The organism is Chryseobacterium potabilaquae (assembly GCF_902728265.1).
GTDB lineage: Bacteria > Bacteroidota > Bacteroidia > Flavobacteriales > Weeksellaceae > Chryseobacterium > Chryseobacterium potabilaquae.
Genome location: NZ_CACVBR010000017.1, coordinates 64452 through 75023, shown reverse-complemented (window position 1 = coordinate 75023; position 10572 = coordinate 64452). Strand labels below are relative to the sequence as shown.

Annotated in this window: 13 protein-coding genes; 10 read left to right on the top strand and 3 right to left on the bottom strand. The window is 33.6% G+C overall.

Annotation, left to right across the window (positions count from 1 at the left end; all coding sequences use genetic code 11):
• Positions 1–205: 205 nt before the first annotated feature.
• From CHRY9293_RS10625 to CHRY9293_RS10595, 7 genes are all read left to right on the top strand, one after another.
• Positions 206–406 (top strand): class IIb bacteriocin, lactobin A/cerein 7B family, encoded by a 201-nt coding sequence (locus CHRY9293_RS10625; RefSeq protein WP_162032954.1) that lies wholly within the window; start codon positions 206–208, stop codon positions 404–406.
• Between the two features lie 74 nt (positions 407–480).
• A complete protein-coding gene (locus CHRY9293_RS10620) occupies positions 481–657 on the top strand; it encodes a hypothetical protein (protein WP_162032953.1) in 177 nt (58 codons plus the stop codon).
• Between the two features lie 74 nt (positions 658–731).
• Positions 732–920, top strand: coding sequence for a hypothetical protein (locus CHRY9293_RS10615; RefSeq protein ID WP_122546489.1), 189 nt, complete (start codon positions 732–734; stop codon positions 918–920).
• Positions 921–994: 74 nt separating this feature from the next.
• Positions 995–1177: a class IIb bacteriocin, lactobin A/cerein 7B family gene (locus CHRY9293_RS10610; RefSeq protein WP_122546490.1), complete on the top strand. Its 183-nt coding sequence runs from the start codon at positions 995–997 to the stop codon at positions 1175–1177.
• Positions 1178–1301: 124 nt separating this feature from the next.
• A complete protein-coding gene (locus CHRY9293_RS10605; protein ID WP_162032952.1) occupies positions 1302–2378 on the top strand; it encodes an HlyD family secretion protein in 1077 nt (358 codons plus the stop codon).
• A 2-nt stretch (positions 2379–2380) separates the two neighbouring features.
• Positions 2381–4540 (top strand): peptidase domain-containing ABC transporter, encoded by a 2160-nt coding sequence (locus CHRY9293_RS10600; RefSeq protein ID WP_162032951.1) that lies wholly within the window; start codon positions 2381–2383, stop codon positions 4538–4540.
• Positions 4541–4598: 58 nt separating this feature from the next.
• Entirely contained in the window at positions 4599–5966 is a 1368-nt protein-coding gene (locus CHRY9293_RS10595) for a TolC family protein (protein WP_162032950.1), read from the top strand.
• A gap of 219 nt (positions 5967–6185) precedes the next feature.
• Here the strand turns inward: CHRY9293_RS10595 and CHRY9293_RS10590 are convergent, their stop codons facing one another.
• Entirely contained in the window at positions 6186–6845 is a 660-nt protein-coding gene (locus tag CHRY9293_RS10590; protein WP_162032949.1) for an HAD family hydrolase, read from the bottom strand.
• Positions 6846–7018: 173 nt separating this feature from the next.
• Here CHRY9293_RS10590 and speB point away from each other — a divergent pair, with 173 nt between their 5' ends.
• From speB to CHRY9293_RS10575, 3 genes are all read left to right on the top strand, one after another.
• A complete protein-coding gene (speB, locus tag CHRY9293_RS10585; protein ID WP_162032948.1) occupies positions 7019–7873 on the top strand; it encodes an agmatinase in 855 nt (284 codons plus the stop codon).
• A 68-nt stretch (positions 7874–7941) separates the two neighbouring features.
• On the top strand, positions 7942–8790 hold the full coding sequence (locus CHRY9293_RS10580) for a bifunctional helix-turn-helix domain-containing protein/methylated-DNA--[protein]-cysteine S-methyltransferase (protein WP_162032947.1): 849 nt from the start codon (positions 7942–7944) through the stop codon (positions 8788–8790).
• Positions 8791–8858: 68 nt separating this feature from the next.
• Complete coding sequence (locus CHRY9293_RS10575; protein ID WP_162032946.1) at positions 8859–9467, top strand: alpha-ketoglutarate-dependent dioxygenase AlkB family protein; 609 nt, start codon at positions 8859–8861, stop codon at positions 9465–9467.
• Between the two features lie 50 nt (positions 9468–9517).
• Here the strand turns inward: CHRY9293_RS10575 and CHRY9293_RS10570 are convergent, their stop codons facing one another.
• Together CHRY9293_RS10570 and CHRY9293_RS10565 are read right to left on the bottom strand one after the other, a co-directional pair.
• Positions 9518–9937 carry an SH3 domain-containing protein gene (locus CHRY9293_RS10570; protein ID WP_122546498.1) on the bottom strand — a complete coding sequence of 140 codons (420 nt, stop codon included), beginning with the start codon at positions 9935–9937 and terminating at the stop codon, positions 9518–9520.
• A 4-nt stretch (positions 9938–9941) separates the two neighbouring features.
• On the bottom strand, positions 9942–10436 hold the full coding sequence (locus CHRY9293_RS10565; RefSeq protein ID WP_162032945.1) for a BON domain-containing protein: 495 nt from the start codon (positions 10434–10436) through the stop codon (positions 9942–9944).
• Positions 10437–10572: the final 136 nt, after the last annotated feature.

Sequence of the window (10572 nt, the reverse complement as noted above, 5' to 3'; positions counted from 1 at the left end):
TAGCAATTCCTGCTATGGCGTTAGGAGGATTGGCTGCTAAAGCTACTATCGGATTTGCTGGAGCTGTTGCGACTGGAGTTGCTGGTTGGGGAGTATCAAGAGTTCTTAATCGTTATTGGAGATAATCCACTAATGGAACAAAACTAGGTTATCCGAATAATACAAGGAAGATAGCTATTTAAATAATTCATTAAAAATTAAAAATATGCAAGTAGAAAATTTAAAATTACAAGAACTGAACACTCAAGAAGTTAAAAATGTAGAAGGAGGATTTTTCCCTGTAGCAATTCCTGCTATGGCGTTAGGAGGATTGGCTGCTAAAGCTACTATCGGATTTGCTGGAGCTGTTGCGACTGGAGTTGCTGGTTGGGGAGTATCAAGAGTTCTTAATCGTTATTGGAGATAATCTATTAATAGAAAATAGCTATCTAAAAGTAATTGAGGATAGCTATTATAAAATTAATTTAAAAAAAATAAAACATGCAAATAGAAAATTTAAAAGTAGAAGCATTGTCTTCTCAAGAAGTTAAAAGTATAGAAGGTGGTTTTTTCTTCACAGCAGTAAAAGCTCTTGGAAAAGGTCTTTTTACAGGTTTTGCGGCTGGATCTGCAGCTTATGCCTATAATAATTATAATAACGGACGCAGAAGAAACTAATCTTCATCATCAATATACTATCTGAAAAATAATTGAAGATAGTTAGTATAAAAATAATTTTAAAAAATAAAAACATGCAATTAAAAAATGTAAAAGTAGAAGCATTGACTTCTCAAGAAATTAAAAGTGTAGAAGGTGGATTTGGTTTCGTTCCAGTTTTAGGAGCAATTGGAGTAGGTCTTTTAGGAGGTGCTGCATCTGCTACTGCAAGTTGGGGAGCGACAAAATTCTGGAACTGGAATAACGGACGCAGAAGAAACTAATCTTCATCATTCAATATACTATCTGAAAAAAATTGAAGATAGTTAATATAAAAATAATTTTAAAAAATAAAAACATGCAATTAAAAAATATAAAAGTAGAAGCATTGACTTCTCAAGAAATTAAAAGTGTAGAAGGTGGAGCTTTTCCTATTTTAGTATGGGGAGCTGGAGCAATTGCAGGAGCTGTTGCATCAGGAGCAATTACCTATGGAGTGAAAAGAGGTCTTAACTATATCTTTCCACCAAGAAGATACTAATATCATATAATAAAAGAGAGACTATCCAAAAGTAATGGAGGATAGTCTCTCCTATTATACTTTGGGAATATTCAACGTCAATATATCCCTACTATCCCTATATATCCCTATTGATAAAAATTTTATGAAAATCATATATAAAATACTGGTTGTTTTTATACTTCTTGTATTTGTGGTAGTTCCTTTAGTCCGACTTCCTATTACCTCTTCCTCTAGAGGAATAGTACGTCCTTTGAAAGAAAATACGAAGTTACAAGCGATTGTTAGCGGGAGAGTAATTAAGACCTCATTGTTGAAGAATAATCAATTGATTAAACAGGGTGATACTTTATTAGTTGTAACTGCAGAACAACTTGATACCCAACGTCAATTGCAAAAAAATAATAAGGAGGACTATGCTGCTCAATTAAACGATCTTAATAAGCTTTTAAGTGGCAAATCAGGAAACCTTGAAACAGGTCAATATCAGCGAGAACTATCTTCCATGCAGGAAAAAATCAGTCAGGTACAAACCCAACTTTCTCTAGCGAAAAAAGATTTGGATCGAGCTACTATTTTGTATAAAAAAGGAGTCATTCCCCGTGCGGAGTATGATAAGGATTACTATGCTTATCTTGGATTTCAGAGTCAAATCTCTGGTATCCGGGAACAACAATTGGCTCAATGGCAAACCCAAAAGCGTGAAGCCGAGCGTCAGCTTCGTTCGTTAGGTTCAGAAATTCAAAAAATAAGTCAGGAAGAAAATAATTATGTCATCATTGCTCCAACTTCCGGCCGTCTTTTCAATTTTTCGGGACTTGAGAAAGGTAACTTTTTAGTTCAGGGTCAAAGTATAGGAGAAATTTCTCCTGAACAGTCTTTGATTGCAGAATGTGTGGTATCTCCCAAAGATATTGGATTTGTCCATATAGGACAAGAGGTAAGATTTCAAATAGATTCCTATAATTATAATCAATGGGGACTGATCGATGGAGAAGTGGTAGATATTGATCAAAATATTAATGTGAATCAACAAACAGGAGAATCTTCTTTCCGAGTTCTTTGTAAAATGAATAAAAATTATCTACAACTGAAAAGTGGCTATAAGGGAAATATCGGGAAAGGGATGACCTTTACGGCTCGTTTCCATTTGACAGATCGTACTTTATGGCAGTTATTGTTTGATAAAATAGATGATTGGTTTAACCCTCGAACAAAATAATTATGAACAAGGATATCCAGATAAAGCAACATGATATTAAAGATTGTGGAGCGGCTTGTTTAGCATCCGTAGCGGCGTATTATGGTCGTAAAATGCCGATTGCAAAAATCAGACAGATCTGTCATACTGATACCCGTGGGACCAATGGGTTAGGCATGGTTCAGGGCTTAGAAGAGATGGGCTTTAACGCTAAAGCAGTAAAGGGAGGAGCAGATGCCCTGCCTCAAATACCTTTACCGGCTATTGCTCATGTTATAGTGAACGGCCATTTACATCATTATGTTGTTATTTATTCAGTAGGTAAGGATAAAATAAGTGTGATGGATCCTGGATATGGCAAAATGCAGGATTATAGCTTTAAAGAGTTTACTGATATTTGGACGGGAGTACTGATTTTGCTAGAGCCCAATGAGTATTTTGAACAAAAGGATGAAAAAACCAGTATGTACAAAAGGTTTTGGAATCTGTTACAACCTCATAAAAGCATCTTACTCCAAGCATTAATAGGAGCTGTTGTTTATACGGTTCTAGGATTATCCACGGCTATTTATGTAGAGAAAATTACGGATTATGTATTGATAGATGGCAATAAAAGATTATTAAACCTTCTTTCCATAGGTATGATAGTCATTTTGCTGTTCCAAATCATTATAGGCTCTATAAAAAGTATATTAGTGGTTCAGGTAGGTCAAAAGATGGATAAACATCTCATTTTGGGATATTACAAACATCTATTGAAATTACCGCAACGATTTTTTGATACGATGAAAGTAGGAGAAATTATTTCCAGGGTAAATGATGCGGTAAAAATCCGGAGTTTTATCAATGATGCTGCTATCGATATCTTTGTGAATGTTTTCATTGTTATATTTTCCTTTGCATTAATGTTTTCATATTATTGGAAGTTGGCATTGATTACCACGTTGATCATTCCGTTTTATTTTTTAGTGTATTGGATCATCAATAAACTGAACAAAAAAGTGGAACGCCAGTTAATGGAAGAAAGCGCAGAGCTAGAATCCCATTTGGTAGAATCAACAACTTCCGTAAAGACGATCAAACAATTCGGAATAGAGACCTTTGCAAATAATAAGACGGATAATGCATTTACCAAACTCTTGAAAACGATTTATACCTCTGCCTTAAATGGTTTATTTGCAGGGGATTCTTCAGAATTTTTATCAAGAATTTTTACTATTATCTTACTTTGGGTCGGGTCGGGATATGTAATTGATCGTACCATTACCCCCGGAGAACTTTTATCTTTTTATTCCATCATTGGTTATTTTACCAGTCCTATTGGTCAGTTGATCGGAGTGAACAAAACGGTTCAAAATGCATTAATTGCAGCTGACCGTCTTTTTGAGATCATGGACTTGGAGCGAGAAGAAGAAAATGATAAAGTCGAACTTATCCGAGAACATATTGATGATATTCATTTTAAGGATGTGAGTTTTAGCTATGGAAGTAGGACAGATGTCTTTATTAATTTTAATTGTATAATAGAAGCGGGTAAGACCACTGCCATTGTAGGAGAGAGTGGTAGTGGAAAAACCACACTGGCTTCCTTATTACAAAATCTATATTCTTTAAAAGGAGGTAAAATCTTTATTGGAGATTATGATATTAATTACATTTCCAATTATTCTTTGAGAAGTTTGGTATCAGTAGTTCCTCAACAGATTGATCTTTTTTCGGGCAATGTGATTGAAAATATAGCGTTGGGTGAAGATTATCCTGACATGCAGCGCATCTTGGATATAACGAAAAAATTGGGAATATTAAGTTTTGTTGAAAAGCTGCCTAATGGTTTTCAAACTTATTTGGGTGAAAATGGAGCATTATTATCGGGAGGTCAAAAACAAAGAATAGCCATAGCCAGAGCTTTATATAAGAATCCTGAGATATTGATTTTAGATGAAGCCACCTCTTCTTTAGATACAGAATCAGAACAGATTATCCAGAATACATTACATGAATTTCGAATGGAGGGTAAAACGATGATTGTCATAGCGCATCGTCTAAGTACTATTGCCCAATCTGATATGATATTGGTTATGAAAGAGGGACAAGTTGTAGAAAGAGGTAGCCATCAAGAATTGATATCAAAAGATAGTATTTATAAATCCATGTGGAACAAACAAAGCTTAAATTTAGAATAGTACCACACTTTTTACAGATAGGGTAATACGCTACTCTTTTAATTTAAAAAAACATACGATGAAAAAAATTTTGATTATAGTTTTTACTCTTCCTTTTCTGATTTTGCAATCACAGAAAAAATGGTCTTTACGGGAATGTGTAGACTATGCTGCAGAGCATAACCTTCAGGTGATTCAAAATAAATATTCGAAACAGGTTCAAGATGTTAATCTTAAGATGGCTAAGAGAAACTATCTTCCTTCTGTGTCGGCAGGTGTAGGAAATACAATAAGTTTTGGGCAAACTCCAGTGGGAACGGAAAGTATTAGAAATGATAGGCTTTATAACAACGCGAATGTAGGAGTAGAAATGGCTGTTTATAATCATGGTAAAATAGAAAAGATCATTAGGAAGACAGAATTTGATGTACAGGCAAGTCAGTATGATATTGAAGCGGTCAAGAATGATATTTCTCTTCAAATTACCCAACAATATCTTACTACCTTACTCAATAAAGAAATTGTAAAAATATCAGAATCTGCTGTTAAAAATGCCCAAAAGCAATATGATAGAGCTAAGATTACGACAAAGGTGGGAACCACAGCTCAAACTGTTTTAGCGGAAAGCAAATCAGCATTGGCCAAGGAAAAACAAAATCTTAAGACCTCAGAAATTAATGTGAGCAGAAGTTTATTTGCGTTGGCTCAGCTCTTACAACTTTCCGATTATAAGACTTTTGATGTAGAAAATGTAAATGTTCCGGATCAGTTAGATCAATCATTGAAATCAATTGAAGAGGTACTCACACTAGCTTATGAAACTCAACCTCAATTGAAAGCAGCCGAAAGTAGAATTAAAGCAGCTGAGGCCCAAACCAGAGTTAATAGAACAGCATTTTGGCCTACGGTGACAGCCAATGCGGGACTGACGAGTTTTTACAATCGTTTATTCAAAACAGATATCATAGGATTCGATAACTTTGGTAATCCTGTAGATCGCTTTGGTAGCCTTGTAATTAAAAGAAACTTTTTCCAACAGTATAAAGATAATTTCGGACAAAATATAAGTTTATCCGTTAATATTCCGATTTTTAATAAGGGAATCACCAAACTTCAAGTAGAGCAATCAAAAATTAATGAAAGTTTGGCAAAGAATGCTTTAGAACAGGAAAAGCAAAAAGTACGAGAAAATGTTCAAAAAGCTCAGTTTGATGTAGATGCCAATTATGAAACATTTTTAGCTGCAGTAGAGACTGAGAAAAGTACCAAATTAGCCTTAAGTTATGCAGACGATAGCTATGCAGCAGGAAGATCAACCATCTATGATGTCAATATAGCCAGAAATAATTATGCTAATGCACAAGGTTCAGTAGTTCAGGCAAAGTATAATTATCTTTTCAGTCTTAAAGTATTGAACTTCTATTCAGGAAGCCCATTAAGTTTATAAAAATAGAGTATAATATATTTAGGATGACTTTATATTGTTTTTTTTGATCCACAAAACGTATGAAAACTTCTTCTGAAACTGAATACAAATACCCTCTACAATATTTCTGTTATCGTTAATCAAAATGAATCTTTATGGAATGTAGAAGTGTTGAAACTTAAATTACATTCTGTAAGTTCATTAGAAAAGTATAAAAGATAATGAAAGAAAATATTACATTTAAAAATATTTCGTAATCTTATCTAATTCTAGTTCAGCGTAATCTGAAACCACAATATTGGCTAATGTATAATCTTGATTTTTGGAATGTTGACTTCTATAAGCCGAACAGAAAATTTGAGCTCTATGAGCTGCTAAAATACCATTAGTAGAATCCTCAATAACCATACAGTTTTCAACAGGTTCATTGGCCATTTTAGCTGCAAGAAGGAAAACTTCAGGATGAGGTTTAGATTCTTTTAAATCCGCTCCGCTAATTTTTCCACTGAAATATTTTTCCAAACCAAATTTTTCGAAAACCATATTGATGGTGGTCATGGTAGCAGAGGAAGCCAAAATCAACTTCATATCATTTTCATGATAATGCTCAATCAATTGCTTTACTCCCGGAATGAGGTCAAACTCTTCATCATTATAAAAAAAATCTTTAAAATAAGTTCTTTTAATGTGAGCAATATCTTCATGGCTGTGAGAAAGATCAAACTCATTGATTAACGTTTCACATACCTTTTTGGTAGAAGAGCCAGTAAAGGAAGTGTATAAATTTTCGGAAACTATAATTTCCAATTCATTAAACGTTTTAAAATAAGCTTTTCTATGCAATGGTTCCGTGTCTACAATTACCCCATCCATATCAAAAAGAACTGCTTTTAAGGCCATATTTTGTTTTTTACAAAAATAACTTTTAAAATGGAAAGATGAAAAAGAATTGGAAATTTTAAAATATTAAAAAGTATTAATCGAAAATTCATAACTCATAACTCGTAACATATCCCATAGAACTCATATAGTATTTTGTATCTTTGCATCAATCATTTAATTTCTTAAAATATATGAAAACTTACGCTGGGATTCCAGAAGAAAATGCAACGTTAGAGAATTCTAAAGTGATGTTGGTGACAGTTCCTTATGACGGAACTTCCACATGGGGAAAAGGAGCTGATAAAGGCCCTGAGTTATTTTTAAATGCTTCAGAAAACATGGAACTTTATGATATTGAAACAGGAACTGAGCCTTATCTTGAAGGGGTATATTTGGCAGGTGAAGTATCTGAAAATTCCACTCCTGAAGCAATGACAGAAGCGGTATATCAAAAGACAAAAGAACTTTTAAATAATGATAAATTATTTACTCTTTTCGGAGGAGAGCATTCTGTTTCTATTGGTTCTATCCGTGCAGTGGGTGAAAAATTTGAAAACTTAACTGTTCTTCAATTAGATGCTCACACAGATCTTCGCCCTGAATTCCATGGTTCTACTTCTAATCATGCTTGTGCAGTTTTTGAAGCGAATCAAAAACATAATTTAGTGCAAGTGGGAATTCGCTCTATGGATGTTGAAGAAGTAGAATATTTGCCTGAAGGAAGAGTATTTTTTGCACACGAAATAGCCAATAATGAAAATTGGATTAATGATGTATTGGAGAAAGTTTCCGGGAATGTGTATATTACAATAGATTTGGATGTTTTTGATCCCTCAATAGCTCCTTCTACAGGAACACCTGAGCCAGGTGGATTACAATGGTATCCTACATTGGAACTATTAAGAAAAGTATTTGAAAAATGTAATGTAGTAGCGTTTGATATTGTAGAGCTGATGGATTCTCCAATGGCTAAACCAAGTGCATTTCTTGCATCCAAACTTTATTATAAAATGTTAGCCTACTATCATATTTATAATAATAACTAAAATTCCACAAGAATCAGATTTTTTTTTTCCTATTTTCTTTGGAATTTTGTTAGGTAAAACAGAATGATATGTCAATTCAAAGTAAAATAGATTATGAAAGAATTGCCAAAGCGATACAATATATCCAGAGCAATTTTAAGCTTCAGCCAAGTTTGGAGGAAGTTGCAGAAAAAATTAATTTGAGCCCGGCTCATTTTCAGAAAATGTTTTCTGATTGGGCGGGGACGAGTCCGAAAAAATTTTTGCAGTTCATCAGTCTTGAATATGCTAAGAATTTATTAAAGGAAGAAAAAGCAAGCCTATTTGATGCCACCTATGAGACGGGATTTTCTAGTACAAGTAGATTACATGACTTGTTTGTAAAAATAGAAGGAATGTCTCCTGCAGAGTATAAAAGCGGAGGAAAATTTCTCACGATTAATTATAGCTTTTCAGAAAGTCCATTTGGGAATATTATAACGGCATCCACAGAGAAAGGAATCTGCTATATGGCATTTGAAGAAGATAAGAAAATAGCATTGGGAAATTTGAAATTTACATTTCCTAATGCTAATTTTTTTGAGAAACAGGATGAGTTACAAAAAAATGCTTTATCTATTTTTAATCAAGATTGGTCCCAACTTAATACCATTAAATTGCATTTAAAAGGAACAGATTTTCAATTGAAGGTTTGGGAAAGCTTACTTTCTATTCCTTTGGGAAAATTGTCAACGTATCAAGGTATCGCTAAAAAAATAGGAAATTCAAATGCATCAAGAGCAGTAGGAACGGCAATTGGGAGTAATCCTGTTGCATTTCTTATTCCTTGTCACCGTGTGATTCAATCCTCTGGAAATATTGGGGGCTATCGATGGGGAAGTGAAAGAAAACAGTTGATCATGGGCTGGGAAGGTTCTCATGTATATCAAAATAAATAGGTTTACCTTTATTTTTCCTAAGTTGAAAAGGGATAAGAAATTATTTAACATCTAAATTATAATACCTAATGAACCTTTTTACAGAATTATCAAATGAACCTTTAAATGTGATTCCTTATGATGGAACAGTACTGTATTATGGAAAAGTTTTCACGAAGGAACAATCTAATTTTTTTTATGAATATCTTTTTAATCATATTCCATGGGAGTATGATGAAGCAATGATTTTTGGTAAATTGATTCTGACGAAAAGAAAAGTGGCTTGGTTTGGTGAAAAACCGTTTGAATATACTTATTCCAAACGATCAAAATATGCGAAACCTTGGACTTCCGAATTATTAAAACTAAAGCAAAAATGTGAAGACGTTTCAGGAGAAACCTATAACTCTTGTCTTTTGAATTTATACCATGATGGTAGTGAAGGGATGGCCTATCATAGTGATGGAGAAAAAAATTTGAAAAAACATGGAGCTATTTCTTCATTGACATTCGGAGCAGAAAGAAAATTTTTATTTAAACATAAACGGACGAAAGAAAAGATAGAAATAGGATTAGAAAATGGAAGTTTATTAGTTATGAAAGGGACAACACAGGATCACTGGCTTCATCGACTTCCTCCTACAACAAAAGTAAAAACACCCAGAGTTAACCTTACCTTTAGAACGATTGAAGAGTAAAATAAAAAACATCCCTTTATGAGATGTTTTTGTAATATATGATTAAGTTGTTAAACTTTTAAATATCGGGAGTATGCATATCCCTCTTGTCCATCTGCTGTTTTTACTTTCCACCAATCATCTGAAGTCTGTTCAATTAATGTAACGGATGCTCCTCTTGAGGCTTTCCCAACCACTGCTGCTTCTGTAGAAGGTTCTTGCCTGATATTGAGGTTGGATTCATCAGTAGCAACAGTAAGCGTTGCCCCTGCTGAAAGGCCTGAAACTTGTACATTAATATTAATATCGGAAGCAGAATAGGTTGAATCAATTGCTCCTAGAGCATTCCAAACTGCATCTTTGGAAGTAGTATTTGCTGCGTTTCCAGAAACATATAAAATTCCATCCTGCTCTTGAACCTGAAGATCTGATATTCCCGCAGACTGTGCTGCAGAAATTACACTTGAATATTTATCTTGTAATGTACTCATCTTTTTAATTTTTCACAGTATAATTAAAGTTTACTTTTCCTACTTTCAAAGCATCTACAGATTCTTTGATTTTTCTAGCTTGTGTAGAAGATACATTGCCAGTAAGTGTTAATTCTCCATTAATAACTTCTACTTTTATTGATGGGAAATCTTTAACCGCGTCTTGTACTTTTTTTTGTACAGCTGGATCTACTGCAGATTGAGTCTCAACTGGAGTAGGAGTTGCTGGGGTAGTTTCTATTGAAGCCATATCATGAACATCTTTTATACCATTAATAGCTTTTAATTGTGCGATCATCGCATCTTTCGATTGTTGATCGGGAAAAGTTCCTGTTAAATGAGCAACCCCTTCTTGGACATCTATAGATGCATTAGGATTTGTTGCCACTACGGTCGTAGCTTGGGTTTTAAGATCAGCATCAGAAATTTTCTTTTTACAAGAAATAGCTCCGAAAGAAATAGCCAAAGCTAGTGTTGCCATTGCGAAAGTTTTTTTCATAATGTTTATTTTTGAAATGTTAATCTTCTCAAATGTAACAATAAAATTTATATCAAAATTATAAAAATTAAATAAATGTTTTTAATTCTTAATGACCAAAGTATTAATTTGATAATACAAATTTAATATAGGGTTA

Bases quoted from the DNA above. Each gene is read 5' to 3' on its own strand.
- CHRY9293_RS10625 (WP_162032954.1), top strand. From the start codon at position 206: ATGCAAGTAGAAAATTTAAAATTACAAGAACTGAACACTCAAGAAGTT.
- CHRY9293_RS10620 (WP_162032953.1), top strand. From the start codon at position 481: ATGCAAATAGAAAATTTAAAAGTAGAAGCATTGTCTTCTCAAGAAGTT.
- CHRY9293_RS10615 (WP_122546489.1), top strand. From the start codon at position 732: ATGCAATTAAAAAATGTAAAAGTAGAAGCATTGACTTCTCAAGAAATT.
- CHRY9293_RS10610 (WP_122546490.1), top strand. From the start codon at position 995: ATGCAATTAAAAAATATAAAAGTAGAAGCATTGACTTCTCAAGAAATT.
- CHRY9293_RS10605 (WP_162032952.1), top strand. From the start codon at position 1,302: ATGAAAATCATATATAAAATACTGGTTGTTTTTATACTTCTTGTATTT.
- CHRY9293_RS10600 (WP_162032951.1), top strand. From the start codon at position 2,381: ATGAACAAGGATATCCAGATAAAGCAACATGATATTAAAGATTGTGGA.
- CHRY9293_RS10595 (WP_162032950.1), top strand. From the start codon at position 4,599: ATGAAAAAAATTTTGATTATAGTTTTTACTCTTCCTTTTCTGATTTTG.
- CHRY9293_RS10590 (WP_162032949.1), bottom strand. From the start codon at position 6,845: ATGGCCTTAAAAGCAGTTCTTTTTGATATGGATGGGGTAATTGTAGAC.
- speB (WP_162032948.1), top strand. From the start codon at position 7,019: ATGAAAACTTACGCTGGGATTCCAGAAGAAAATGCAACGTTAGAGAAT.
- CHRY9293_RS10580 (WP_162032947.1), top strand. From the start codon at position 7,942: ATGTCAATTCAAAGTAAAATAGATTATGAAAGAATTGCCAAAGCGATA.
- CHRY9293_RS10575 (WP_162032946.1), top strand. From the start codon at position 8,859: ATGAACCTTTTTACAGAATTATCAAATGAACCTTTAAATGTGATTCCT.
- CHRY9293_RS10570 (WP_122546498.1), bottom strand. From the start codon at position 9,937: ATGAGTACATTACAAGATAAATATTCAAGTGTAATTTCTGCAGCACAG.
- CHRY9293_RS10565 (WP_162032945.1), bottom strand. From the start codon at position 10,436: ATGAAAAAAACTTTCGCAATGGCAACACTAGCTTTGGCTATTTCTTTC.